At 59.9% G+C, this 26990-nt stretch carries 24 protein-coding genes; 3 read left to right on the top strand and 21 right to left on the bottom strand.

The annotated features are described in order from the left end of the window. Positions 1-66 precede the first annotated feature (66 nt). From sucD to sdhC, 9 genes are all read right to left on the bottom strand, one after another. The gene (gene sucD, locus NRB16_RS06585) at positions 67-951 is read right to left on the bottom strand and encodes a succinate--CoA ligase subunit alpha (RefSeq protein ID WP_045490153.1); all 885 of its coding nucleotides are present in this window, start codon (positions 949-951) and stop codon (positions 67-69) included. Beyond that, positions 951-2117, bottom strand: a complete 1167-nt coding sequence (gene sucC, locus NRB16_RS06580) for an ADP-forming succinate--CoA ligase subunit beta (protein WP_045490151.1) — start codon at positions 2115-2117, stop codon at positions 951-953. The genes sucD and sucC overlap by 1 nt, the downstream gene beginning before the upstream one ends. 196 nt (positions 2118-2313) lie before the next feature. After that, positions 2314-3750, bottom strand: coding sequence for a dihydrolipoyl dehydrogenase (lpdA, locus tag NRB16_RS06575; protein WP_253140428.1), 1437 nt, complete (start codon positions 3748-3750; stop codon positions 2314-2316). A gap of 171 nt (positions 3751-3921) precedes the next feature. Beyond that, positions 3922-5151, bottom strand: coding sequence for a 2-oxoglutarate dehydrogenase complex dihydrolipoyllysine-residue succinyltransferase (gene odhB, locus NRB16_RS06570; RefSeq protein ID WP_253110527.1), 1230 nt, complete (start codon positions 5149-5151; stop codon positions 3922-3924). Between the two features lie 41 nt (positions 5152-5192). Then, positions 5193-8024: a 2-oxoglutarate dehydrogenase E1 component gene (locus NRB16_RS06565; RefSeq protein ID WP_253110526.1), complete on the bottom strand. Its 2832-nt coding sequence runs from the start codon at positions 8022-8024 to the stop codon at positions 5193-5195. Positions 8025-8278: 254 nt separating this feature from the next. Continuing rightward, positions 8279-8983 carry a succinate dehydrogenase iron-sulfur subunit gene (locus tag NRB16_RS06560; protein ID WP_045490142.1) on the bottom strand — a complete coding sequence of 235 codons (705 nt, stop codon included), beginning with the start codon at positions 8981-8983 and terminating at the stop codon, positions 8279-8281. Between the two features lie 11 nt (positions 8984-8994). Next, positions 8995-10767: a succinate dehydrogenase flavoprotein subunit gene (gene sdhA / locus NRB16_RS06555; RefSeq protein ID WP_045490139.1), complete on the bottom strand. Its 1773-nt coding sequence runs from the start codon at positions 10765-10767 to the stop codon at positions 8995-8997. 3 nt (positions 10768-10770) lie between these two features. After that, a complete protein-coding gene (gene sdhD, locus NRB16_RS06550; RefSeq protein ID WP_257105751.1) occupies positions 10771-11139 on the bottom strand; it encodes a succinate dehydrogenase, hydrophobic membrane anchor protein in 369 nt (122 codons plus the stop codon). Continuing rightward, entirely contained in the window at positions 11133-11507 is a 375-nt protein-coding gene (sdhC, locus tag NRB16_RS06545; RefSeq protein ID WP_045490135.1) for a succinate dehydrogenase, cytochrome b556 subunit, read from the bottom strand. The genes sdhD and sdhC overlap by 7 nt, the downstream gene beginning before the upstream one ends. Positions 11508-11871: 364 nt before the next feature. Here sdhC and gltA point away from each other — a divergent pair, with 364 nt between their 5' ends. Continuing rightward, on the top strand, positions 11872-13161 hold the full coding sequence (gene gltA / locus NRB16_RS06540) for a citrate synthase (protein WP_045490133.1): 1290 nt from the start codon (positions 11872-11874) through the stop codon (positions 13159-13161). Between the two features lie 59 nt (positions 13162-13220). On the opposite strand, the gene NRB16_RS06535 is transcribed toward gltA, so the two are convergent. The 9 genes from NRB16_RS06535 to NRB16_RS06495 form a co-directional block, all read right to left on the bottom strand. Then, the gene (locus NRB16_RS06535) at positions 13221-13829 is read right to left on the bottom strand and encodes an START domain-containing protein (RefSeq protein WP_257105750.1); all 609 of its coding nucleotides are present in this window, start codon (positions 13827-13829) and stop codon (positions 13221-13223) included. Between the two features lie 43 nt (positions 13830-13872). Beyond that, positions 13873-14130, bottom strand: a complete 258-nt coding sequence (locus tag NRB16_RS06530; RefSeq protein WP_084710027.1) for a YkgJ family cysteine cluster protein — start codon at positions 14128-14130, stop codon at positions 13873-13875. A 94-nt stretch (positions 14131-14224) separates the two neighbouring features. Continuing rightward, positions 14225-14929 carry a translation initiation factor 2 gene (locus tag NRB16_RS06525; RefSeq protein ID WP_257105749.1) on the bottom strand — a complete coding sequence of 235 codons (705 nt, stop codon included), beginning with the start codon at positions 14927-14929 and terminating at the stop codon, positions 14225-14227. Between the two features lie 102 nt (positions 14930-15031). After that, positions 15032-16474, bottom strand: coding sequence for a PLP-dependent aminotransferase family protein (locus tag NRB16_RS06520; RefSeq protein WP_045490124.1), 1443 nt, complete (start codon positions 16472-16474; stop codon positions 15032-15034). Between the two features lie 208 nt (positions 16475-16682). Continuing rightward, the gene (locus NRB16_RS06515) at positions 16683-17486 is read right to left on the bottom strand and encodes an OmpA family protein (protein ID WP_257105748.1); all 804 of its coding nucleotides are present in this window, start codon (positions 17484-17486) and stop codon (positions 16683-16685) included. After that, a complete protein-coding gene (locus NRB16_RS06510) occupies positions 17483-17839 on the bottom strand; it encodes a DUF4398 domain-containing protein (RefSeq protein WP_144403282.1) in 357 nt (118 codons plus the stop codon). Before NRB16_RS06510 ends, NRB16_RS06515 begins: the two co-directional genes overlap by 4 nt. Before the next feature lie 10 nt (positions 17840-17849). Next, the gene (locus tag NRB16_RS06505; protein ID WP_257105747.1) at positions 17850-18668 is read right to left on the bottom strand and encodes an ABC transporter substrate-binding protein; all 819 of its coding nucleotides are present in this window, start codon (positions 18666-18668) and stop codon (positions 17850-17852) included. An 84-nt stretch (positions 18669-18752) separates the two neighbouring features. Then, complete coding sequence (locus NRB16_RS06500) at positions 18753-19682, bottom strand: electron transfer flavoprotein subunit alpha/FixB family protein (protein WP_257105746.1); 930 nt, start codon at positions 19680-19682, stop codon at positions 18753-18755. Further along, entirely contained in the window at positions 19683-20432 is a 750-nt protein-coding gene (locus tag NRB16_RS06495; RefSeq protein WP_045490115.1) for an electron transfer flavoprotein subunit beta/FixA family protein, read from the bottom strand. A gap of 482 nt (positions 20433-20914) precedes the next feature. Here NRB16_RS06495 and NRB16_RS06490 point away from each other — a divergent pair, with 482 nt between their 5' ends. Next, positions 20915-22570, top strand: a complete 1656-nt coding sequence (locus tag NRB16_RS06490; protein ID WP_045490113.1) for an electron transfer flavoprotein-ubiquinone oxidoreductase — start codon at positions 20915-20917, stop codon at positions 22568-22570. A 62-nt stretch (positions 22571-22632) separates the two neighbouring features. On the opposite strand, the gene NRB16_RS06485 is transcribed toward NRB16_RS06490, so the two are convergent. Then, entirely contained in the window at positions 22633-23523 is an 891-nt protein-coding gene (locus NRB16_RS06485; protein WP_253110501.1) for an AraC family transcriptional regulator, read from the bottom strand. 170 nt (positions 23524-23693) lie between these two features. Here NRB16_RS06485 and NRB16_RS06480 point away from each other — a divergent pair, with 170 nt between their 5' ends. After that, entirely contained in the window at positions 23694-24746 is a 1053-nt protein-coding gene (locus NRB16_RS06480) for an NAD(P)-dependent alcohol dehydrogenase (RefSeq protein WP_045490108.1), read from the top strand. On the opposite strand, the gene NRB16_RS06475 is transcribed toward NRB16_RS06480, so the two are convergent. Together NRB16_RS06475 and NRB16_RS06470 are read right to left on the bottom strand one after the other, a co-directional pair. Continuing rightward, positions 24747-25550, bottom strand: a complete 804-nt coding sequence (locus NRB16_RS06475; protein ID WP_257105745.1) for an IclR family transcriptional regulator — start codon at positions 25548-25550, stop codon at positions 24747-24749. A gap of 66 nt (positions 25551-25616) precedes the next feature. Next, on the bottom strand, positions 25617-26927 hold the full coding sequence (locus NRB16_RS06470; RefSeq protein WP_253110495.1) for an MFS transporter: 1311 nt from the start codon (positions 26925-26927) through the stop codon (positions 25617-25619). Between the last annotated feature and the right edge of the window lie 63 nt (positions 26928-26990).

Raw genomic sequence — 26990 nt, 5'->3', positions numbered from 1 at the left:
AACCCCTGTAACGACAAAGGCCACCCGAAGGCGGCCTTTGTTGTGTTCAGTCAAGGCAAGCGATGCTTACTTCTTGACTTCCCAACCGGTCAGCTCGGCCAGGGCCTTGCCGATGTCAGCCAGGGAGCGAACGGTCTTCACGCCAGCGTCTTGCAGGGCAGCGAATTTCTCGTCTGCAGTGCCTTTACCGCCGGAGATGATTGCGCCTGCGTGGCCCATGCGCTTGCCTGGAGGGGCAGTCACACCAGCGATGTAGGACACGACCGGCTTGGTCACGTTGGCTTTGATGAACGCAGCAGCTTCTTCTTCAGCGGAACCGCCGATCTCACCGATCATGACGATCGCTTCGGTCTTCGGGTCTTCCTGGAACAGCTTCAGGATGTCGATGAAGTTCGAGCCTGGGATCGGGTCACCACCGATACCGACGCAAGTCGACTGACCGAAACCGGCGTCAGTGGTCTGCTTGACGGCTTCGTAAGTCAGGGTGCCGGAGCGCGAAACGATACCGACCTTGCCTGGCAAGTGGATGTGACCTGGCATGATGCCGATCTTGCACTCGCCCGGAGTGATAACGCCTGGGCAGTTAGGGCCGATCAGGGTAACACCCAGTTCGTCGCACTTGACCTTGGCTTCCAGCATGTCGATGGTCGGAATGCCTTCGGTGATGCACACGATCAGCTTGATGCCGCCGAAAGCAGCTTCCAGGATCGAGTCCTTGCAGAAAGGAGCCGGTACGTAGATGACCGAGGCGTCAGCGCCGGTGGCCGCTACAGCTTCTTTCACAGTGTTGAACACTGGCAGGTTCAGGTGGGTGGTACCGCCTTTGCCTGGAGTCACGCCGCCAACCATCTTGGTGCCGTAGGCGATGGCTTGTTCGGAGTGGAAAGTACCCTGCGAGCCGGTGAAGCCCTGGCAGATGACTTTGGTGTCTTTATTGATCAGAACGCTCATTACTTGCCCTCCGCAGCTTTGACAACTTGTTGAGCAGCATCGGTCAGGCTGGTAGCTGCGATGATGTTCAAGCCGCTTTCTGCCAGTACTTTAGCGCCCAGTTCAGCGTTGTTACCTTCAAGGCGAACAACGACCGGGATTTTCACGCCGACTTCTTTCACTGCACCGATGATGCCTTCGGCAATCATGTCGCAACGAACGATACCGCCGAAGATGTTGACCAGTACTGCCGCCACGTTGGTGTCGGACAGGATGATCTTGAACGCTTCGGTTACGCGCTCTTTGGTTGCACCACCACCTACGTCGAGGAAGTTGGCTGGCTTGCCGCCGTGCAGGTTGACGATGTCCATGGTACCCATGGCCAGGCCCGCACCGTTAACCATGCAGCCAATGTTGCCTTCCAGCGCTACGTAGTTCAGTTCGAACTTGGCAGCGTGAGCTTCGCGAGGATCGTCCTGCGAAGGATCGTGGAATTCCTTCAGCTTGGGCTGACGGTACATGGCGTTGGCGTCGATATTGATCTTGGCGTCCAGGCAGTGCAGGTCGCCGTCAGCCTTGATCACCAGCGGGTTGACTTCCAGCAGGGCCAGATCGTGGTCCTGGAACAGTTTGGCCAGACCAGTGAAGATCTTGGCGAACTGAGCAACCTGCTTGCCTTCCAGACCCAGCTGGAAAGCCAGCTCGCGACCCTGGAATGGCTGAGCGCCAACCAGTGGATCGATGGTGGCCTTGAGAATCTTTTCAGGAGTGTCGTGAGCGATCTTCTCGATGTCCACGCCACCTTCGGTGGAGGCCATGAACACGATACGACGGCTGGAACGATCGACTACAGCGCCCAGGTACAGCTCTTTGGCGATGTCAGTGCAGGATTCGACCAGGATCTTGGTCACTGGCTGACCATTGGCGTCAGTCTGGTAAGTCACCAGGCGCTTGCCCAGCCACTGCTGAGCGAAAGCTGCTGCGTCTTCCTTGCTGCGAACCAGCTTTACGCCGCCCGCTTTACCACGGCCACCAGCGTGAACCTGAGCCTTGACGACCCACTCTGTGCCGCCGATCTTGTCGCAAGCTTCTGCGGCTGCTTCCGGGGTGTCTACTGCGAAGCCTTTGGATACTGGCAGGCCGTATTCAGCGAACAGCTGCTTACCCTGATACTCGTGAAGATTCATGCTTATTACCGTCTGTGTTTAGACATTACGCATTCGATGCTGCACACCGCATGTGTGCCGCACCACCTGTGACCGCTACTCCGGGTGGACTGCGGGAAATCCCACTGCCGCCTGAGAGGTCGAGTCCGACGCGCTTTCCGCGGTACGACCTGCGAACAGGTCTTACGACGGGCAGCGCGCCGAGGTTTGTTGTGCCTTAGCGCTTCTTGCGGTTCTGGATGTGGATGGCGCCGCCATTCACAGCCAGTGCCGCTTCGTGCAGCGCTTCGGACAGTGTCGGGTGAGAGAAGACCATCATGCCCAGGTCTTCGGCGCTGGAGCCGAATTCCATGGCGATCGCACCCTGTTGAACCAGTTCAGCAGCGCTTGGGCCGATCACGTGAACGCCCAGAACGCGATCGGTCTTGGCGTCGGCGATGATCTTGACGAAACCGCCGGTGTCGTTGGCAGCCAGGGCACGACCACTGGCAGCGAACGGGAAGGTGCCGACGTTGACTTCAACGCCTTCAGCCTTGAGGGTCTGCTCGGTTTTACCAACCCATGCGATTTCCGGGTGGGTGTAGATAACCGACGGAATCAGGTTGTAGTTCATCTGGGCTTTGTGACCCTTGATGCGCTCAACCACCATGATGCCTTCTTCGGAAGCTTTGTGAGCCAGCATCAGACCGCGTACCACGTCGCCGATGGCGTAAACGCCCGGTACGCTGGTGGCGCAGTAGTCGTCAACGTAGATGTAGCCACGCTCGTCCAGGGTCACGCCACTGTCGGCGGCCAGCAGGTCGGTGGTCACCGGGCGACGGCCCACGGCCACGATCAGGCGATCGAAGGTGATCTTCTGTTCGCCGTTGGCGTCGGTGTAAGTGACTTCGACTTCGTTGCCGTTGACCTGGGAGCCGGTCACACGGGCGCCCAGCTTGACGTCCAGACCCTGGTTGGTGAAGGTCTTCAGCGCGTCTTTGGCAACAGCGTCGTCAGCGGCTGGCAGGAACTTTTCCAGTGCTTCCAGAACGGTAACCTGAGCACCCAGACGGGCCCAGACCGAGCCCAGCTCCAGACCGATCACGCCAGCGCCGATCACGCCCAGGCGTTTAGGAACCTGCTGGAATTCCAGGGCGCCGGTGGAGTCGACGATGACATTCTGGTCGACCGGGGCCGGTGGGATGTCGATCGGACGCGAGCCGGAAGCCAGGATCACGTGCTCGGCTTCGATCACTTCAACGGTGCCGTCAACCTTGGTCAGTTCGACTTTCTTGCCGGCCAGCAGTTTGCCGTGGCCTTGCAGGGAAGTGACGCCGTTGGCCTTGAACAGGCTGGCAACGCCGCCGGTAAGACCCTTGACGATGGTCGCCTTGCGGCCAACCATGGTCGGCACGTCGATGGCGACTTCACCGGTGCTGATACCGTGAACGTTGAAGCTCTTCTTCGCTTCGTAGTACTTCCAGGAGCTGTCCAGCAGAGCCTTGGAAGGAATGCAACCGACGTTCAGGCAAGTACCGCCCAGCGCCAGCTTGCCGTCCTTGTCCTGGTACTTCTCGATGCAGGCGGTTTTCAAGCCAAGCTGGGCAGCCTTGATGGCCGCTACGTAGCCACCAGGGCCCGCGCCGATCACTACTACGTCGAATTTCTGAGACATATAAAAAGATTCCTTTTTTAGCTTCGAGCTATCAGCTGCAAGCTGCAAGCTGAGCTGCGGTAGACGCAGCCCGGCATTACAACACGATAATCAGATAAGGTTACAGCCTCAAGCACCACTCCCCGCTGCTGATGATGGCAGCTTGAAGCCTGGCAGCCGGGGCTGCCTTGATCAGATGTCCAGCAGCAGGCGAGACGGATCTTCCAGCAGGTTCTTGATGGTAACGAGGAACGTTACAGCTTCTTTACCATCGATCAGGCGGTGGTCGTACGACAGCGCCAGGTACATCATCGGACGGATGACAACCTGACCATTGACGGCCATGGGACGCTGCAGAATGTTGTGCATGCCCAGGATAGCGGCCTGCGGCGGGTTGACGATCGGGGTCGACATCATCGAACCGAAAGTACCGCCGTTGGTGATGGTGAAAGTGCCGCCGGTCATTTCGTCGATCGACAGTTTGCCGTCGCGGGCTTTCTTGCCGAAGGTGGCGATGCCGCCTTCGATTTCAGCCAGGCTCATGTGCTCGGCGTTACGCAGTACCGGAACCACCAGGCCGCGGTCGCTGGAAACGGCAACACCGATGTCGGCATAGCCGTGGTACACGATGTCGTTGCCGTCGATCGAGGCGTTAACGGCCGGGAAGCGCTTCAGTGCTTCGGTAGCAGCCTTGACGAAGAACGACATGAAGCCCAGGCGCACGCCATTGTGGGACTTCTCGAACAGATCCTTGTACTTCGAACGCAGTGCCATGACTTCGGTCATGTCGACTTCGTTGAAGGTGGTCAGCATCGCCATGTTCGACTGGGCTTCGACCAGACGACGGGCAACGGTGGCACGCACGCGGGTCATCGGCACGCGCTTCTCGGTGCGGTCGCCGGCAGCGAACACAGGAGCAGCAGCGGCAGCGGCCGGCTGGGCAGCAGGCGCAGCGGCCGGCGCGGATTTCTTCGCTTCAACAGCAGCGACCACGTCTTCCTTGGTGATCCGGCCGTCTTTACCGGTGCCTTTGACGCTGGCCAGGTTGATGCCGTTTTCTTCAGCCAGCTTGCGCGCTGCCGGGGCAGCGATGGCGTCTTCGTCAGCAGCGGCAGCCGGGGCAGCAGCTGCTGCTGGTGCAGCGGCAGGAGCAGCAGCGGCAGCCGGAGCAGCCGATGCGGTAGCACCCGCGTCCAGGGTCGCGATCACTTCGTTGGACAGGACGATGTCGCCCTCGCCTTTAACGATCGATGCCAGCACGCCGTCAGCTTCGGCCAGGACTTCCAGGACCACCTTGTCAGTCTCGATGTCGACCAGCAGTTCGTCGCGCTTTACCGCCTCGCCCGGTTGTTTGTGCCACTTGGAGATGGTGCCGTCGGCAACGGACTCCGGGAAAGAGGGGGCTTTGATCTCGATAGCCATTATCTGTAATTCCTTAATTCGGTTTCTAATGCGCGAAGGCGTTAAACAGTGAAGGCATCTTGCAGGAGTTTTTCCTGCTGCTCGGCGTGCTTCGAAGCGTAACCGCATGCTGGCGCGGCAGAAGCATCACGACCGGCGTACTCGAGAACGAGGCTACGGTTGTGGTTGCTGATGCTGCGACGCAGATGGTGCTGACTGCTGTACCAGGCGCCCTGGTTCATCGGCTCTTCCTGACACCAGACCACATGCTTGAGGTTGGTGTAGGTCGAAATGGCCTCCATGAGGTCATCTTCCGGGAACGGATACAGCTGTTCGATACGCACGATGGCGATGTCTTCACGACCTTCGGCACGGCGCTTCTCCAGCAGGTCGTAGTAGACCTTGCCGCTGCACAGTACCAGGCGTTCGACCTTGGCCGGATCGAGGCTGTCGATTTCCGGGATCACGGTCTGGAACGAGCCTTCGGCCAGATCTTCCAGCGTCGAGATGGCCAGCTTGTGGCGCAGCAGCGACTTCGGCGTCAGAACCACCAGCGGCTTGCGCAGCGGACGGATCACCTGACGGCGCAGCAGATGGTAGATCTGGGCCGGTGTGGTCGGTACGCAAACCTGGATGTTGTGCTCGGCGCACAATTGCAGGTAGCGCTCCAGACGTGCCGAGGAGTGCTCCGGCCCCTGCCCTTCATAACCGTGCGGCAGCAGCATGGTCAGGCCGCACAGACGACCCCACTTGTGCTCGCCACTGGTGATGAACTGGTCGATCACCACCTGGGCACCGTTGGCGAAGTCGCCGAACTGGGCTTCCCAGATCACCAGCGCGTTAGGCTGGGTGGTCGAATAACCGTATTCGAAGGCCAGTACGGCTTCTTCGGACAGGAAGGAGTCGTACATTTCGAAACGTGGCTGCTCGGCAGACAGGTTCTTCAGCGGCACATAGGCGCTGGCGTCCTTCTGGTTGTGCAGCACGGCATGACGGTGCGAGAACGTACCGCGGCCGACGTCCTGACCGGTGATACGCACCGGATGGCCTTCATGCAGCAGCGTGGCGTAGGCCATGGTCTCGGCGTAGCCCCAGTTGATCGGCAAGCCACCGGCCTGCATCTTCTGGCGGTCTTCGTAGATTTTCTGGACCTGACGCTGAACCACCAGACCCTCTGGCAGATCCAGCAGGCGAGCAGACAGCTCCTGCAGGGTCTTGAGGTCAAAGCGGGTGTCATGACGCGCAGTCCAGGCATGGCCCAGGTAGGGACGCCAGTCGACGAACAGATCGCGGTTAGGCTCCTTGACCAGGCTCTTGACCACGTGCTGACCGTTGTCCAGAGCAGTACGGTAGTCGTCGATCTTGGCCTGTACAGCCGCTTCGTCGAACACACCGGCCTTGATCAACTGCTCGGCATACAGCTCACGGGTGGTGCGCTGCTTGTTGATCTGCTGGTACATCAGCGGCTGGGTGCCGCTTGGCTCGTCGGCCTCGTTGTGGCCGCGACGACGGTAGCAGACCAGGTCGATGACGATGTCGCGCTTGAACTGCATGCGGTAGTCGATCGCCAGCTGGGTGACGAACACCACAGCTTCAGGATCGTCGCCATTGACGTGCAGGATCGGCGCCTGAATCATCTTGGCAACGTCGGTGGCGTACTCGGTGGAACGCGCGTCCAGCGGGTTGCTGATGGTGAAGCCAACCTGGTTGTTGATGACGATGTGCACAGTACCGCCGGTCTTGAAACCGCGGGTCTGCGACATCTGGAAGGTTTCCAGCACCACACCCTGGCCGGCAAAGGCGGCGTCGCCGTGCAGGGAGACTGGCAGGACCTTCTCGCCAGTCGAATCGTTGCGACGATCCTGACGGGCACGCACGGAACCCTCGACCACCGGAGAAACGATCTCAAGGTGCGACGGGTTGAACGCCATGGCCAGGTGAACTTCGCCACCTGCTGTCATGACGTTGGAAGAGAAGCCCTGGTGGTACTTGACGTCACCGGAGCCCAGCTCGGCCATCTTCTTGCCTTCGAACTCGTCGAACAGCTCGCGCGGGTTCTTGCCGAAGGTGTTGACCAGCACGTTCAAGCGACCCCGGTGGGCCATGCCGATCACGACTTCCTTGACGCCGTAGGAGCCGGAGCGCTGGATCAGCTCGTCGAGCATCGGAATCAGGCTTTCGCCGCCTTCCAGACCGAAACGCTTGGTGCCCGGGTATTTGGTGCCCAGGTACTTTTCCAGGCCTTCGGCCGCAGTGACGCGCTCGAGCAGGTGACCCTGGTTCTCGGCAGAAAACGCCGGACGGCCACGGACGCTTTCCAGGCGCTGCATGAACCAGTTGCGCTGTTCGGAATCCACGATGTGGGCGAACTCGGCGCCGATGGTGCGACAATATGTCTGCTGCAACGACTCAAGGATTTCGCGTAGGCTCGCTTCCTCTTTGCCGATGAACAGGTCGCCGGCACGGAACACGGTATCCAGGTCCGCATTGGTCAGGCCGTAATGGGTGATCGACAGATCAGCCGGCACGGGACGTTGCCACAACCCCAGCGGGTCGAGCTGGGCCGCTTGATGGCCACGTACACGGTAAGCCTGGATAAGCCGCAACACTTCAACCTGCTTCTTCTCGTGTTCGCTGCTCACGCTGCCGGCGGATACCGGTTGTGCGCGGCGCTGGTTTTTGGCCAGCAACACGAAATGATCGCGAATTGTCGAATGCGATACATCGGTGACAGCGCTACCTTCAATCGGCAACGTCTGGAAGTAGGTGCGCCATTCATCTGGCACAGCGTTAGGGTCGTGCAGGTAGAGCTCGTAGAGCTCTTCCACATAGGCAGCGTTACCACCGGAAAGGTGGGCGCTGTTCCACATGCGCTGCATCACGCTTTCTTGCATGCTTGGTCACCCTCGGTAAGGGGACACCACCGGCGAAGACACAGAGCGAGTCTGAGACGGTCGTGTGCAGCGACCGTAACAAGCCACTAAGGATCACGCAGATAGTCCGGGCACCAGCCCGAATGCCCCTGCTGGTCTCATTTCTTCAAAGTTAGAGCACTGGCCTTGCGAGCCCTGCCCTGGTTAAAACTGCAGCGCGGACTGTGTGTCTGCGCCGCAGCGGTTGCAACGATGTAGCGGGTTACAGCAGTAAATCAGACGCCACTACCCAACAGCATGTTGCGCACGTGACCGATAGCCTTGGTAGGGTTAAGGCCCTTCGGACAAACGTTGACGCAGTTCATGATGCCGCGGCAGCGGAACACACTGAACGGGTCGTCCAGCGACGCCAGACGCTCGGCAGTGCGAGTGTCACGGCTGTCAGCCAGGAAACGATAGGCTTGCAGCAGTGCCGCAGGGCCCAGAAACTTGTCAGGGTTCCACCAGAAGGACGGGCACGAGGTCGAGCAGCAAGCGCACAGGATGCACTCGTACAGACCATCGAGCTTTTCACGCTCTTCAGGCGACTGCAGACGCTCGATGGCCGGAGCCGGCGTGTCGTTCTGCAGGAATGGCTTCACCTTCTCGTACTGCTTGTAGAAGATGCTCATATCGACGACCAGGTCACGTATGACAGGCAAACCAGGCAGCGGACGCAGCACCAGCTTGTTGCCCTTGACCACGGCAGACAGCGGCGTGATGCATGCCAGGCCATTCTTGCCGTTGATGTTCATGCCATCGGAGCCGCAAACACCTTCACGGCACGAGCGACGATACGAGAAACCTTCGTCCTGCTCTTTGATCAGCGCCAATACATCAAGCACCATCAAATCCTTGCCACCGGTATCGACGTCGAACACCTGAGTCTTGGGCGCCGAGTCGGTGTCGGGGTTGTAACGATAAACTTCGACTTTCAACATAGCGGCCACCCTTAGTAAGTCCGGACTTTTGGTTCAAACGCTGGCACGGTCTTCGGCGCGAAGTTGACGGCGCGCTTGGTGACCTTTTTGACACCCGGGTAGTACAGGGTGTGGCACAGCCAGTTTTCGTCGTCACGATCTTCGTAGTCTTCACGGGCGTGAGCGCCGCGCGACTCTTTACGGGCTTCTGCTGCGATGGCCGTGGCCTCAGCAACTTCCAGCAGGTTCTGCAGCTCCAGCGCTTCGATACGCGCGGTGTTGAAGGCCTGGGACTTGTCGTTGATCTTGACGTTGGCAATGCGCTGGCGCAGCTCGGCCAGTTGCTCGATACCCTTGAGCATGTACTCGCCGGTACGGAACACACCGAAGTAGTTCTGCATGCAGCTTTGCAGCTCGCGGCGCAGGGTCGCGACGTCTTCGCCTTCGGTACGGCCGTTGAGCGCGTCCAGACGGCTCAGCGCCCTGTTGATGTCGGCTTCGGTGGCTTCGTCATACTGAACGCCGTCAGCCAGAGCCTTCTCCAGGTGCAGGCCGGCAGCGCGGCCGAATACCACCAGGTCGAGCAGCGAGTTGCCACCCAGACGGTTGGCACCGTGAACCGATACGCACGCCACTTCGCCCACAGCGAACAGGCCCGGCAGGATCACATCGTTACCTTCAGCATCCTGGGTCATGGCCTGACCATGGATGTTGGTGGCAACGCCGCCCATCATGTAGTGACAGGTCGGAACCACTGGAACAGGCGCCAGAACCGGGTCGACGTGAGCGAACGTCTTGGACAGCTCACAGATACCTGGCAGACGGCTGTGCAGTACTTCTTCGCCCAGGTGGTCGAGCTTGAGCATCACGTGGTCGCCATTAGGACCACAACCGTTACCGGCGATGATTTCCTTGACCATGGAACGGGCCACGACGTCACGACCGGCAAGGTCCTTGGCGTTGGGCGCGTAACGCTCCATGAAACGCTCGCCGTGCTTGTTGATGAGGTATCCACCTTCACCACGGCAGCCTTCGGTAACCAGTACACCTGCGCCAGCAATGCCGGTCGGGTGGAACTGCCACATCTCGATGTCCTGCACCGGTACACCGGCGCGCAGCGCCATGCCGACACCGTCACCGGTGTTGATCAGGGCGTTGGTGGTGGACGAATAGATACGGCCTGCACCGCCGGTCGCCAGTACGGTCGCCTTGGAGCGGATGTACATGGTTTCGCCGGTTTCAATGCAGATGGCGATGATGCCAACGAAATCGCCATTGCCATTCTTTACCAGGTCAACGGCGTAGTACTCGTTGAGAAACACGGTGCCGGCTTTCAGGTTGCCCTGATAAAGCGTGTGCAGCAGCGCGTGACCGGTACGGTCGGAAGCTGCGCAGGTACGGGCAGCCTGACCACCCTTGCCGAAGTCCTTGGACTGACCACCGAACGGGCGCTGGTAGATACGGCCGGTTTCGGTACGCGAGAACGGCAGACCCATGTGGTCGAGCTCGAATACGGCAGCAGGACCTTCCTGGCACATATATTCGATTGCGTCCTGGTCACCAATGTAGTCCGACCCCTTGACGGTGTCGTACATGTGCCAGCGCCAGTCATCGTTCGGGTCCGCCGAAGCGATCGCGCAGGTGATGCCACCCTGGGCCGAAACGGTGTGCGAACGGGTCGGGAACACCTTGGTGACCACAGCAGTCTTGTGACCACCCTGGGCCAGTTGCAGCGCAGCACGCATACCGGCACCGCCACCACCAACAATGATGGCGTCGAAAGAAAGAGTTTTTGTGCTAGCCATTAATCAGATACCCCAAAGAATCTGCACGCCCCAGACGAAGTAGGCGAACATCGCAATGCCGCATACTGCCTGGGCCAGGAAACGTACCGCAGTCGCCGACTTGCCCAGCGCCATCGGCGTCAGATAGTCGGTGGTGATGGTCCACATGCCGACCCAGGCGTGAGCGCCAAGAGCAACGAGGGCCAGCAGACTGAAAATACGCATCCAGGTGGCGGAGAACAGCTCGTGCCATTGGGCGTAGCTGATACCTGGGTGGGCCAACAGGTAGCCGATCAGGAAGATGAAATAAGCCGCGAGCACAACTGCCGACACACGTTGTGCCATCCAGTCATACAGGCCGGAGCGGGAAAGGTTAGTGACGTTGGTTACCATATCCAGACTCCCGCCAGCACGATCAGTACCACAGAAACAACGATTACGATTTTGGAGCCCAGCTTGCCGCCTTCCAGCGTCTCGCCTACACCAGCATCCATGATCAGGTGACGCACGCCGGCCACCAGGTGATACAGAAGGGCAGACAGCAAGCCCCAGATGACAAACTTCGCCAGCGGGCTGGTCAGACACGCCTTGACTTCACCGAAGCCTTCCTCGGACGCCAGGGATTTGTCCAATGCATAAAGCATGATGACAACACCGACGAAGAGAATGACACCGGAAACACGGTGAAGAATGGACGTGTAAGCAGTGACTGGGAGCTTGATTGTCCTTAGGTCTAGATTTACAGGTCGTTGGCTTTTCACGGCTTTTTTTCACACTGAAGAGCCCTTTGAACAACAGGGCAAGTTGTTGGGAAGTGCACTGGTCAGGTACCCACTACCCACGAAGTGACGAGCGCCTGAAACTGGCTGCAAAGCCCATGGCGCTCGGACGCCGAGTATAGACAGTTAGGCCACTAATGACAACGCGCAGACCACCCGCCAACGGCGGATTGCACAGCTTGCGCAAAAGGGGTAAAGGAGTCGGAATAATACGAAAATATGGATAGCCAAAGCCGCTTTGGAACACGACTTTAGGCAAATTGACTTTAGAATTTATCTCACTATAGTGATGCGGGCCCTGCGTGGGGGGCCTGTCTGATGATTCGAAGCATAAACAGGAGGCCATATGGCTGACAAAAAAGCGCAGTTGATCATCGAGGGCACCGCCCCCGTCGAGCTGCCAATTCTGACCGGCACTGTTGGTCCTGACGTGATCGACGTACGCGGCCTGACCGCCACCGGCCGCTTCACATTCGACCCAGGCTTCATGTCGACCGCCTCTTGCGAGTCGAAAATCACCTATATCGATGGTGACAAGGGAATCCTGCTGCACCGCGGCTACCCGATCGAGCAACTGGCCAGCCAGTCCGACTACCTGGAGACCTGCTACCTGCTGCTCAACGGCGAACTGCCAACCGCAGAACAGAAGGCCCAGTTCGTTGCCGTGGTCAAAAACCACACGATGGTCCACGAACAGCTCAAGACCTTCTTCAACGGTTTCCGCCGTGACGCCCACCCGATGGCGGTCATGTGCGGCGTAGTGGGCGCCCTGTCGGCGTTCTACCACGACTCGCTGGACATCAATAATCCGCAGCACCGGGAAATCTCGGCCATTCGCCTGGTTGCGAAGATGCCGACCCTTGCCGCCATGGTCTACAAGTACTCCATGGGCCAGCCCATGATGTACCCGCGCAACGACCTGAGCTACGCAGAAAACTTCCTGCACATGATGTTCAACACCCCGTGCGAGATCAAACCGATCAGCCCGGTACTGGCCAAGGCAATGGACCGGATCTTCATCCTCCACGCCGACCATGAGCAGAACGCATCCACTTCAACCGTACGCATGGCCGGCTCTTCGGGCGCCAACCCGTTCGCCTGTATCGCTGCCGGTATCGCTGCACTCTGGGGCCCTGCCCACGGCGGCGCCAACGAAGCGGTCCTGACCATGCTCGACGAAATTGGCGACGTGTCGAATATCGACAAGTACATCGCCAAGGCCAAGGACAAGAACGATCCGTTCAAGCTGATGGGCTTCGGCCACCGCGTCTACAAGAACCGCGACCCACGCGCCACCGTGATGAAGCAGAGCTGCGACGAAGTCCTCAGCGAGCTGGGCATCCACAACGATCCACAGCTGGAACTGGCCATGCGCCTGGAAGAGATCGCCCTGACCGATCCTTACTTCATCGAGCGCTCGCTGTACCCGAACGTCGACTTCTACTCGGGGATCATCCTCAAGGCGATCGGCATTCCGACCAGCATGTTCACCGTGATCTTTGCCCTGGCCCGTACCGTCGGCTGGATCTCGCACTGGAAAGAAATGCTCTCCAGCCCGTACAAGATTGGCCGTCCACGCCAGCTGTACACCGGCGAGCAGCAACGCGATATCACTTCGCTGCCGGATCGCAAGTAAGCTTCAGCGCAACGAACAAGGGCTGCCCAAGGGCAGCCCTTTGTTTTTGCAGCCAGCCCTCAAGGCTTTAGCGCCCTCTCCCGCAATGCCTTGAGGGTGTTGAACGGCGCATCGACCACGAACTTGTTGCTCAACCACGACGGCACACTGCCACCAGGATCGGTGTGCACCTGGTAAGTCACCTCGGTACGATCAGGCCCCTTCGGCGTCAATTGCCAGTACCCGTCGACACTCGCCACCCGCACGTAGCCTTTTTCTTCAGGAATGTAGCTCGGCTGTGCCAGCAGGGTGCGCCTCAGGCTGCCATCGGTTTGCTGAACGGTACTGACCTGCAACACAGAGTCACGCGGGGTAACCGGCCAGGGCGTCTTGAAGCGGGTGTAGGTCCAGGCCTTGTCACCTTCGTGTTTGAGCAGCTTCTGCGATTCACACTCATGAATCCAGGCGCAGGCGCCCGCCACATCTTCCTGCAAGGCACGCAGTCGCTGGAAGCTGGCATCAATCACAGTTACGCCACGATAGGCCTTGTACTTCGAACCCGGCACCTCACTGAGCCACACCTTGATACCCTGTTCATCCTTGGCCAACTGCCAGTCTTCGGCGTGTGCAACGCCCGTGAACAGTACAGTTACACCACACGCAACAGCCAGGCGGTACAGCGATTTCATCGTTCCACTCCTCTGCTTACGATAGAACCGCCAGCACCCGGACTCAGGTGGTAGCGGTAGCTCTTTCCCACCAGCCAATCAGACGAATCGCATCAGCCTGGTCAACACCACAGACCTCCTCATCCGCCGCAAAGCCCCCACACACGTCAGGCCGCTCAGGACGACCAAACAATCCACAGAGCATCTCCACAGAAAGATGCAGGCAGCGCACACCGGCGGGCTTGCCATCAGGCATGCCGGGGATGGGCGAAGTAATAGACGGCGCGATGCAGCACGCACCACAACCTGAACGACAGTCCATGAAGCGATACACCTTGGGAATACGAAAAAAGAGTAGCGATATTAGCGGCAGCCACAAAGGCTTGTAACTGCCATAGCACAGGGCAGACAGGGCGTTACTGCCTGAATTTGAAGTCCAGCGCCGCGCCGTCGACATCCCGGCGGTTGTCGTTGCGCATCTGCAGCTGCATTTCGTTGCTGATAATCCGACCGCCCAGCTCGAACGAGCCTGACTCGGCAGAATTCGCCTTATCACCAAACATCGGCGGCAGCAGTGGCTTGCGCCGACCACTGATAACATTGGCTGGCGGCTCCAGCTCGCGCACCAACTCCTGCGGCAGGCTCAGATCCAGTTTGGCATTGCCAATGCGCACATTCTTGGCCGGCACCTTGTCACCCTTGGCCTTCAACTCCTTGCGATCGGCCTTGGCAACCGTCTTGGCCGAAGACTTGCTGACACCTGGCTTGCCAGGCTCGGCACCGGCAACCGCCTTCGCCGCCTTTTCAGGCTGCGCATGCGCGGCGACAGGCTTGCTGGCCACACCAAAATCATTCTTGTCGAGCACCACAGGCTTGACCGGCACGCTGGGCGCCAGGCTGTGCACCGGCGCAGGCTCATGCTTGTCCGCCACAGCGCCGCTTACCACCTGCGCAACGGGCTTCTCGGCAGTCGATGGCGCAACCGGCCGCGCAGGCGCTTCAGGCACCGCAACAGCCGCCGAGGCAGCCTCTGTTTTGGGTCTGGGCGCAGACGGCTCCCGAGCATCGCAACCGCACAACAACACGACGACTAACAATCCAGCAAGGCGAAAGACAGTCATAAGCGAACAATGATTTGGGCAGAAATAAACATGCTGGCCCTTTACAACCCGATTGACAAGTCAGCAGACCAATATCGGACGAAAAGAGCGCATGCCTATAGGTCAAAATCCTGCGGCCGCCTCATGACACAACTGCCGCGCCAACATTCCCAGCGTCATCAGAGAGCGCTCCGCTTCGCGATTCCACGGCATCCCACAGTTCAGACGAATGCAATGATTGAACTGCTCTGTATTGCTGAAAATCAGCCCTGGGGCGATGCTGATGCCCTGCTCCAGCGCACGAATATGCAGCTCCTGAGTATTGACCCTGCCGGGCAAACTGACCCATAGAATGAAACCGCCCAATGGCCGGCTCATCTGGGTGCCCTCGGGAAAATGCTGCTGCACGGCCAATTGATAGGCGCTCAGGTTCTTGCGGTACTCAATCCGGATATGCCGCAGATGGCGATCATAGCCACCATTCTCCAGGTAGGCCGCCACTCCCATCTGGGTCACGCTGCACGCCGAATGGGTACTGAAGGTCTGCAATCGCTGGATTTCGGCCAGGTACTTGCTGCCTGGAATCATCCAGCCAATGCGCACTCCCGGCGACAGGGTTTTGGAGAAGCTTGAGCAGTAGATGACCCGGTCATGCCGATCAAAGGCTTTGAGCGCACGGGTGCGACCGATTTCGAACATCAGCTCGCCATAGATATCATCTTCGATGACCTGGATATCAAAATCGCCAACCAGCCGCAGCAGACTCTTCTGCCGCTCCTCGGGCATGGTCGCCCCCAGCGGGTTGCTTACCCTGGCAGTCAGTACCAAGGCCTTGATCGACCACTGATTGGCCGCCAGCTGCAAGGCTTCCAGACTGATACCGGTGACCGGATCACTGGGAATCTCGATGACCTTCAGCCCCAGCAAATCCGCCAGTTGCAGCAGACCGTAATAAGCCGGCGACTCGGCAGCAATCAAATCACCCGGCCGTGTCACCACTCGTAAAGCCATCTGCAGCGCATCGACACAACCGTGGCTGATCACCACCTCAGAAGGATCGACCACCACCCCGGCATCACGCATGCGGATCGCCACTTGGCGCCGCAGCGGCTCATAGCCTGGGCTGAACATGTAGCTGAAGGCTCGCGGGCTCTGAAAACGGGTCACTTTGGCCAGTTGCTGATGCAGTGCACGGACCGGCAGATAATCGACATGAGGCACAGCCGCACCCAGGGCAAATACCCCTTCACGTCGTGATTCAACCAAAACCTGCTGGATAATGGTGCTACGAGTCACCAGGCTGGGCCGCTCGACCCGGGCGATATCAGGCGTCGATGCGGTCAGCGCCGGAGTCTGGTGGACGTAATAACCTGACTGTGGCCGGGCGCGAATCAGCCCCTGATCCTCAAGATTGGCGTAGGCCTGCAGCACCGTGGCATGGCTGACATTGAGCTGCAGGCTCATCTTGCGCACCGACGGAACACGCTCACCCGGCTGATAAACGCCGCGGCGAATATCTTCGGCAAGCTGCTGGGCGATACGTTGATACAACAGAAGATTGGTCATGAAGCGGCCTCACAGCGACCGGCATTTTGTTCTTGTAGGATAAACAACCGTAACAGTTTGCAATTGTACTGGGACAGTTCTGGCACAGAAGCCGTATTGTGCACCCTGACAGAAATATTTGGATGGCATAAATGCCAAAAGCAGCGGTCTTAAGGCCAAAAAAAGCCCGAGCACCCTACCGGGCTCGGGCTTTTTTTGGACCCTGTGTTTATCGGGCAATGCCGAGCCGTCCTTTATCGTCGGAAAAGACGATTTCAACCCGACGATTCTGCGCCCTGCCCCGCTCTGTCGCATTCACATCAACAGGAAACTGCGCGCCGTAGCCAATGACTTCAACACGCTTTTCTTCCACTCCCAGGTCGATCAGCACATCCGCAACGGCCTGGGCACGATCCCGGGACAACTTGAGATTGTCCTGACGCTCGCCGGTGTTGTCGGTGTAACCCTCAATGCGTACCACACGTCGCGGGTGCAGTTGCAGGAACTGGACGATCTTGAGCAGGGTACGATTGGCGGAGTTCTTCAACTGCGCATCGCCCTGATCGAACAACACATCGCCCAAGGTCATGACCAGACCGCGATCGCTCTGGGTAGTGGCCAGCATGATCTGCTCTTCGACCCACTTGCCCTGCTGCCGGGCACCGGCCAGCCTGGCTTCACGCAACCCCAGTTGCAGCCGCTGACGCTCAAGCTCCATCCTGGCCATACGCTCTTGCGACAGCGCCAGATTAGTGTGCTCACGGGCAATTTCACTGTAGCGACTGCTCAGGTAAGCGTAATGCGCAACATCCGCGCCACTGCCCAGATAGCTCGACAGCCGCTCGGCACGCCCCAGCGATTCTCCGGCGCGAATCACATCCTTGGGCGCACTGCGCAGCACATCAGGATCTTCCTTGACCCGCTGAAAATCGGCACTGGCTTTCTGTAAAGCCTGATCGCCCGAGTACTGGCCGGCACAGCCGGCCAACCCCAGCACTGCACAGACACTCAGAATATGCGGCAGACGATTCATTGCGCCTCCTTCAACTGCTTGCGCAGACGTTCAAGGCGAGCTTCGAGTTGCGCACGCTGCTCTTCACTCTTGAGGGTCAGGGTTTGCGCCTCGGCCAGCCGGGCATCCAGCTCAGCCCGCTCGGCCTGCATGCGCGCATTCTTGTAGGACTGTTTGAGCAGCTCGGCACGCGCGGCGGCATAGCGCTCTTCGGCCTGCTGCATCTGCGGCAGCTCTTCACCTTCGGCCCCTACTGCCTTGGCCTGGGCAATGGCTTGCTCGGTCAGTTTCATTTGTTCGGTGGGCGCCGGATCGTTCGCACACCCGGCCACAATGACAGCCGCCATGCCGGCGACCAAAAAGCGAGTACTCACTAAACCATTCCTACTGTTTGGAAACGGGCTGCTGCAACTGGCGTTTCCACAGATCCAGATTGCGTTTTATGGCCTCATCGGCAAGGCCCGAAGCTGCCGATTCTGTCATCTTTTTCGTCAGTTGTCCGCGCAACCAAGGGTCGTTGCAGGCTGAATTGGACGATAACGCCAGATGAAACCCCGGCCGATCAACCACCAGCCCCAGCGCCTGCAAGTCAGCCGCCAGGCCCAGCGACTCGACCAGCACCCGGCCTGCGTAGCGCCCTGCCAGAGCGTAGTCGACCTCACCCAGTGCCAGCTTCTGCAACGCCGCAGTCAGGCCGCCCACGGTTTGCAACTGTAGCTGCGCACCGGCAAGCGCCTCGAACTCCGGCGTCAGCCGGGTTCTTTGAGAGCGCACCCCGGAGAGCCCCTGCAAATCAGCAAGACTCTGCGCGGCCAGGCCGGAATCGGCACGCGTCCAGAGCACGATTTCGTTATGGCTGATGGCCGGCTGAAGGTAATCGAAAGCCTCCAGTTGCGCCGAATTCAGACTGGCATCGACCAGCAGATCCATCCGCCCGCTACGCACTTCCTCTTGTGCCTGGCTGCGCTTGCCGGCGTAGAGCACCTCTACGGTGATGCCCAACTCCTGCGCGGCCTGCCGGAGCAGGTCGGCATTGGCACCCATCAGTTGCCTGGGGTCCTGCGGATCGCGCCACAGGTACGGTGGCGCATCCGGGCTGCCACTGGCGATCAGCCGCTCGCACTTGGCTGCCGCTGCGGCCATAGCGGGTGACATCAGCCAGCCCGCCAGCACGCACGGCCAGAGAACTCGAAAGGCGCCCATGCAAAATCCCTGGTATCAGAAAACAAAAAACCCGCCGGTTCGTCACCAAACCGGGCGGGTTCTTTTATAGGGCAGGATGCCGGATCAGACCAGCTTTTCCAGCTCCGGTACGGCTTCGAACAGGTCGGCTACCAGACCGTAGTCAGCCACCTGGAAGATTGGCGCCTCTTCATCCTTGTTGATCGCAACGATCACCTTGGAGTCTTTCATGCCAGCCAGATGCTGGATCGCCCCGGAAATACCGACAGCGACGTACAGTTGCGGCGCGACGATCTTGCCGGTCTGACCGACCTGCATGTCGTTAGGCACAAAGCCTGCGTCAACGGCCGCACGCGAGGCACCGACCGCAGCACCGAGCTTGTCGGCCAGGCTGTACAGGTGCTTGAAGTTGTCACCGTTGCCCATGCCGCGACCGCCGGACACCACCACCCGCGCCTCGGTCAGCTCTGGACGGTCAGAGGTCGCCAGCTCTTCGCTGACAAAGCTCGAGGTACCGGCATTGTGCGCGGCAGCCACGGTTTCGACAGCAGCAGAGCCACCTTCGGCGGCAACCGGGTCGAAACCGGTGGTACGCACGGTAATGACCTTGACCGCTGCACTCGATTGCACGGTGGCAATAGCGTTACCGGCGTAGATCGGACGCTTGAAAGTGTCTGCCGACTCGACCGAGACGATTTCGGAAATCTGGTCAACATCCAGTTGCGCGGCAACGCGCGGCAGGATGTTCTTGCCATTGGAGGTCGCAGCCGCCAGCACGTGGCTGTAACCCTTGGCCAGCTCGACGATCAGTGGCGCGACGTTTTCCGGCAACTGGTGAGCGTAGGCTGCGTTGTCGGCAGCCAGCACCTTGGCCACACCGGCGATCTTGGCGGCCGCTTCGGCAACCGCCGATACGCCGGCACCTGCGGCCAGCACGTGAATGTCGCCGCCGATTTTCTGGGCGGCCGCTACAGCATTGAGGGTCGCCGGAACCAGCGCACCCTTGTCGTGTTCAGCGATAACCAAAATAGTCATTTAGATTACCTTCGCTTCGTTCTTCAGTTTTTCGACCAGTTCAGCCACCGACTTGACCTTGATGCCGGCGCTGCGCACTGCTGGGGCCTCGACCTTGATGGTCTTGTTGGTCGAGGCTGTGGAAACACCCAACGCTTCAGGGGTCAGGGTTTCCAGTGGCTTCTTCTTGGCCTTCATGATGTTGGGCAAGGATGCGTAGCGCGGCTCGTTCAGTCGCAAGTCGGTGGTGATGATGGCAGGCAGGTTCAGCGCAACCGTCTGCAGACCGCCGTCGATCTCACGGGTCACGGCAACCTTGTCGCCATTGACTTCGACCTTGGAGGCAAAGGTGCCCTGGGCGTAACCGCTCAGCGCGGCGAGCATCTGGCCGGTCTGGTTGTTATCGCTGTCGATCGCCTGTTTACCGAGGATCACCAGTTGCGGCTGTTCCTTGTCGACCACGGCCTTGAGCAACTTGGCAATCGCCAGCGAGGTCAGTTCTTCAGCGGACTCAACCAGTACGGCACGGTCGGCGCCCAGCGCCAGCGCGGTGCGCAGTTGTTCCTGAGCGGTGGACGGACCCACGCTGACCACGACGATTTCGCTGGCAACGCCCTTCTCTTTCAGACGCACGGCCTCTTCGACGGCAATTTCGCAGAAGGGGTTCATGGACATCTTGACGTTGGCCAGGTCGACGCCGGAGTTGTCCGCCTTGACGCGAACCTTGACGTTGTAGTCGACCACTCTTTTGACAGCTACAAGAACCTTCATGGATTCCTCGTTACTCTCCGATGAATAGAAGCCGCCTGGACACGGCCAGGCGATTGGAATGCGTCCTCAACAAGCAATCCTGGGGCGTGCACACGCACTACAAGGCCGATTAAAGCCGGCCAATGGCCGCAAGGCCGTGTAGAATGCGCCGCACAAACAGGCACGAAGTGTTTAACCACACTTCACGGCCGCACGCCTTTACAGGTCTGGTCGAGTTTTATCGACCCGCAGCCAGTACCAAACCGCCCGTATCTTGACTGCAACCTCCCGGACGGTCAATACGACATATCGGCCAGTCATGAGTCCCGCCGCTAGGATTTATAAGGGTTTCAACCGATTCAAACAAACGTTTGTATTGGACCTTGCCGATGGTGTAGATATACTGCCTGAACTTAGAAAGAAGCCGCGAAATCGACTGTTGCCGCTGTCGTTTATCGCCAGAGCTTATAAAGACACCGTGAGCCATTTGTAGGAGATAGCCTGTGGAACGCGAATACATGGAATTCGACGTGGTCATCGTCGGAGCCGGGCCCTCCGGGCTTTCCGCCGCTTGCCGCCTGAAACAGAAGGCCGCTCAAACCGGCCAGGAAATCAGCGTCTGCGTGGTTGAAAAAGGCTCCGAAGTTGGCGCCCACATCCTCTCCGGAGCGGTATTCGAACCCCGCGCCCTGGAAGAGCTGTTCCCCGACTGGAAAGCACTGGGCGCCCCGCTCAATACGCCCGTGGTGCGCGATGACATCTATGTGCTGCGCAGCGAGCAGAGTTCGATCAAGGTGCCTGATTTCTTTGTGCCCAAAGCCATGCACAACGAAGGCAACTACATTATTTCCCTCGGTAACCTGTGCCGCTGGCTGGCCCAGCAGGCCGAGAACCTGGGCGTCGAGATCTACCCAGGCTTTACCGCCCAGGAAGTATTGTTCGACGAGGCCGGCATCGTGCGCGGCATCATCACCGGCGATCTGGGCGTGGACCGCGAAGGCCAGCCCAAGGACGGCCTGTACACCCCCGGCATGGAACTGCGTGGCAAATACACGCTGTTCGCCGAAGGTTGCCGCGGCCACCTGGGCAAGCAACTGATCAAGCGCTTTGAGCTCGACAGCGAAGCCGACGTGCAGCATTACGGCATCGGTATCAAGGAACTGTGGGAAATCGACCCGGCCAAACACGTACCGGGCCTGGTGGTGCACACCGCCGGCTGGCCGCTGGACAACGCCAACATGGGCGGCTCATTCCTTTATCACCTGGAGAACAACCAGGTGGTGGTCGGCCTGATCATCGACCTGTCGTACAGCAACCCGTACCTGTCGCCATTCGACGAATTCCAGCGCTACAAGCACCATCCGGTCGCCAGCCAGTACCTCGAAGGCGGCAAGCGCATCAGCTACGGCGCCCGCGCCATCGTCAAAGGCGGCTACAACTCGCTGCCGAAGATGGTGTTCCCCGGCGGCGCGCTGATCGGCTGCGACCTGGGCACCCTGAACTTCTCGAAAATAAAAGGCAGCCACACGGCCATGAAGTCCGGCATGCTGGCCGCCGACGCGGTGGCCGAGCAACTGCTGGCGGGCAACCAAGGCGGCGACGAACTGACCGGCTATGTCGAGGGTTTCAAGGCCAGCTGGCTGCACGACGAACTGTTCGCCTCACGCAACTTCGGCCCGGCGATGCACAAGTTCGGCCCGATTCTCGGCGCCGGCTTTGCCTTCCTTGAGCAGAATATCTTCGCCAACAAGCTGCCCTTTACCCTGCACGACACCAAGCCGGACCATGCCTGCCTGAAGCTCGCTGCCGATTCCAAAAAGATCGACTACCCGAAACCGGACGGCAAGCTCAGCTTCGACAAGCTCAGCTCGGTATTTCTCTCCAGCACCAACCATGAAGAGGAACAGCCCTGCCACCTGAAGCTCAAAGACCCGAGCATCCCGATCAGCCAGAACCTGCCACTCTACGACGAGCCTGCACAGCGCTACTGCCCGGCCGGCGTGTACGAAGTGGTGACCCAGGAAGACGGCGAGAAACGCTTTCAGATCAACGCCCAGAACTGCGTGCACTGCAAGACCTGCGACATCAAGGATCCGGCGCAGAACATCACCTGGGTGGCGCCTGAAGGCGCAGGCGGGCCCAACTACCCCAACATGTAATGCACCGTAGGAGCGGCTTTAGCCGCGAAAGCTTCTCAGCTAAAGCTGCTCCTACCGTGACGCTAAACCCCTCTCTCCTGCCCCGGGCTGCGCTCGAAGTAGCGCTTGTACTCGCGACTGAACTGCGAGGCACTCTGATAGCCCACCTGCAATGCCACCTGAGCCACACCCATTGCGTCGCTGACCAGCATCTGCTGGGCACGCAGCAGACGCAGGCGTTTGAGATATTGCACCGGGCTGAGCAAGGTGCTGCGTTTGAAGTGTTCATGGAAGGTCGACACGCTCATATTGGCGCAACGCGCCAGGGTCTCGACATTCAGCGGCTCGGCGAAATGATCGTGCAGGTAATTGACCGCCGCGGCCACCCGGGCGAACTGCCCCTGTTGCTCGACCAGTGCCCGCAGCACACCCGCCTGCGGACCGCGCAGCGCGCTGTACAGCACATCGCGCACTCGCGCCTGGCCCATCACCTGACACTCCAGCGGATCGTGCAGGCAACGCAACAACCGCTCGACACTCTCGCGCATGCCCACATCGAACTGCACCGAACTCATCGACTCCGGGGTCTGCATCCGGCTTTCGCCTGCAGCCGTCGGGCCCATGGCCTGCACCAGTTCGGCCAGCACGGTACGATCAATCGCCACTGACACACCGTAAAGCGGCATGTCCGGCGCAGCGAAGGTTTCGCACTTGAACGGCACCGACAAGGCCTGGATCAGGTAATGCCCGGCGCCGTACTCGAAGGTCCGCGACCCCAGAAACGCCACCTTGCTGCCCTGGGCGACGATCATCAGGCTCGGCTCGTAGATCTGCGGGCTGCTGCCCATATGGCTGAACGCGCTGATCAGCTTTACGTCCGGCAAACGGGTATACGCCCAACCCGGCTGCGGCGCCAGAGAGCGAATCAGGGCCACAAGCGTCGTATTGGCTTCAAGGTATCGAGTCAATTGCATCAAACAGTACTGACAGAGAAACAGACACGCCTATCATCGCAGATCTGAGCAGCGATACAGCATACGCCGGAGAATCAGGCAAGAATCACGGAGAATTCGCCATCGCCGGGCGCGGCGTAGCGCACGACAATGCACCGCCTCAACAGCTTGTCATTTGCGAGGCCCCTCTGATGTACACCGCTATCGGTTACGCTGCTCAATCCCCTACCGCGCCGCTGGCGCCGATGACCTTCGAACGTCGCGCCTTGCGCGCTGACGACGTGGCCATCGAAATCCTCTACTGCGGCGTCTGCCACTCAGATATTCACCAGGCCCGCAATGAATGGGGGATTGCCGTCTACCCGCTGATGCCCGGCCATGAAATCGTCGGCCGGGTCACTGCCACCGGTCCGCAGGCCACCCGCTACAAGACCGGTGATCTGGTCGGTGTCGGTTGCATGGTCGACTCGTGCCGCACCTGCAGCGCCTGCCAGGCAGACCTTGAGCAATACTGCCTGGAAGGCCCGACCATGACCTACGCCACCCCGGACCGGGTCGATGGCAGCAACACCATGGGCGGCTACTCCAGCAGCATCGTGGTCAGCGAACACTTCGTCGTACGCATCCCGGAACAACTCGATGCGGCAGCCGCGGCGCCGATCCTGTGCGCCGGCATTACCACCTACTCGCCGCTCAAGCTCCATGGCGTGCGCGCCGGGCACAAGGTCGGCGTACTGGGCATGGGCGGCCTGGGCCACATGGGGATCAAGTTCGCCAAGGCGATGGGCGCAGAGGTCACTCTGTTCACCCGCTCTGCCAGCAAAGCGGCCGAGGCACGCCGTCAGGGTGCCGACCATGTGATCGTATCCACCGATGCCGAGCAGATGAAAGCCGCCGCCGGCCGCTTTGATTTCCTGCTCGACACCATTCCGGTGCAGCACGACCTCAATCCCTACCTGGACACCCTGACCTTCGGCGGTGTGCACATTCTGGTCGGCCTGATCGAACCGATCGACCCACCGGTGCATGCCGCCAACCTGGTCATGAAGCGCCGGGTACTGGCCGGCTCACTAATCGGTGGCATCGCCGAAACCCAGGAAGTGCTGGATTTCTGCGCTGAACACGACATCCGTTGCGATATCGAAATGCTCGACATCCGCAACATCAATCAGGCCTACGAACGCATGCTGGCCGGTGACGTGAAGTACCGCTTCGTCATTGATATGGCGACGCTCAAGGCCTGATCACACCGCGCCCAGTTCGGCCGACAGCTGCGCCGCCAGGTCTTTGATCAGCGGCACCAGTTCGGCCATTTTCTCCAGCGGCATATACGGCACAGTGCTGGCGATGCTGATGCCAGCCACGATCTGTCGGCTGGCGTCACGCACCGGCGCCGCAACGCAGCGGATCGACGGCTCGTTGTCTTCCAGGTCGAAGGCATAGCCGCCCTGCACATACTCCTCGCGGCGCTGGCGCAACTGCTCCCAGGTCTGCGGCTCATGGGCCGGCAATGTCGAGGCACGGCCAGCGACCGGCTGGCTGATATCGAACAGCCGCTGCCATTCCTGCTCGCCGCTGTCGAGCAACAACGCCTTGCCGATCCCGGTGCGCACCAATGGCATGCGGTGCCCGACCCGCGAGCGCATCTCCGGGCCGTTGCGACCTGGATTCTTGTGCAGGTACAGCACCTCATCGCCGTCGCGCACAGCCAGATGCACGGTATCGCCGGTCAGTTCCGAAAGCCGGTCCAGATAGGGCCTGGCCAGCATCGCCAATGGCAATTCTTCCCGAGCCTGGAAGCCCAGCTCGATCAACTTGGGCCCCAGCAGATAGCCGACCTGTGGCACCACCCGCAGATAGCGCTCCAGCACCAGACAACTGGCCAACCGGTGGGTGGTGCTACGGGTGGTACCCATTGCCTTGGCGATGTCTTTGAGGTCCCGGGCACCTGCCGCGACTGCCTGAACCACGGCCAGGCCACGTACCAGAGTTTGCGTACCCGCCAGCGCCGGTTCTTTATCGGCATCTGCCATTGAAGCCTTGTCCATATCAGGTCTGGTTCCGTCAAAAAAGCTGGCAGCATTATGGGCATCTAGCCGCCTCAGAACCAGCAACTAAAGCTCGATCCGCTCGACCTTGCCCACCAGCAGGATGTACGACAGCGCTCCCAACAACGCCAGGCAGGCGATGTAGGTAATGGCCGGCGCGAACGAATCACCGGTGGCCAGAAAACCGATCATGATCGGCGTGGCAATGGCCGCCAGGTTGCCGATGAAGTTAAAGGTGCCCCCTGTCAGGCCCAGCAGCCGCGCCGGCGCAACGGTCGATACCAGCGACCAGGTGATCGACGCCAGGCCATTGCCGAAGAACGCCACCGCCATACAGGCGATGATCAGCCCGGTCGAGTCCACGTAGTTGGCACCGATGATGGTCGTGGAGATCAGCAGGCCAGTGATGATCGGCAGCTTGCGCGCCAGCCCCACGCTGTGGCCGCGGCGGATCAGCCAGTCGGAGAAGAACCCCGAACACAGCACGCCGACGAACGCTGCCAGGAACGGCAACGAAGCCAGCAACCCGGACTTGATGAAGTCCATGCCCCGGTACTTGACCAGATAGGTAGGGAACCAGGTCAGGAAGAACCACAGGGTCGAGTTCAGGCAGAACTGCCCCAGATAGAGCCCCCACAACTTGCGCTGACTGAGCACGATGCCGAGATCGGCCCACTTGAACCCGGCTTTTTGCCTGGCGGTATCAGCCTGGATATCCACCAGCCCGCCGCCCTCGCGAATCAGCTCAATCTCGGCGTTATTGGCCCCCTTGAAGTCGCGCGGTTCGCGATACACCAGATACCAGATCACGCCCCAGAGAATACCTACTGCACCGGTGGCCACAAATACCATGTGCCAGCCGTAATGGGCCTGTAGCCAGGCCAGTACCGGGGTCAGAAATGCCAGGCCGACAAACTGCCCGGAGGTGTAGAAGCCGATGGCCGTGGCCCGCTCGCGCTCAGGGAACCACGAGGTCACCACCCGGCTATTGATCGGATAGGCCGGGGCCTCCAGCGCCCCCACCGCCATGCGCAACACGAACAAGGCAATGAAGCTGGCCGCAAAACCCAGCATCACCGTCGCCACCGACCAGGAGATCAGCGCCACGGTATAGAGAATCCGTGGCGGTACACGGTCGACCAGCCAGCCACCGGGCAACTGCATGGCCGCGTAGGTCCAGCCGAACGCCGAAAAGATCAGGCCGACCTCGACCGGCGTCAAACCCAGCTCGCTGGTCAGCGCCGGCGCGGCAATCGACAGGTTGCTGCGGTCCAGGTAGTTGATGACCACGGTGATGAACAACAGCACCATGATGAAATAGCGTTTGCGGGTCGGCGTGGCCAGCGACGCCGCCGATTCGAATGCCCGGGAACTCATGAGGTTTGCCTCTTATTGGAGTTGTATGAGTCTGTGTAGTACCGCACAGGTCGCCTCTAAAAA

This window comes from Pseudomonas sp. LJDD11 (assembly GCF_024584215.1).
Lineage (GTDB): Bacteria > Pseudomonadota > Gammaproteobacteria > Pseudomonadales > Pseudomonadaceae > Aquipseudomonas.
Note: the sequence above shows the minus strand (reverse complement) of the source record. Positions and strands in the feature narration are given on the sequence as shown.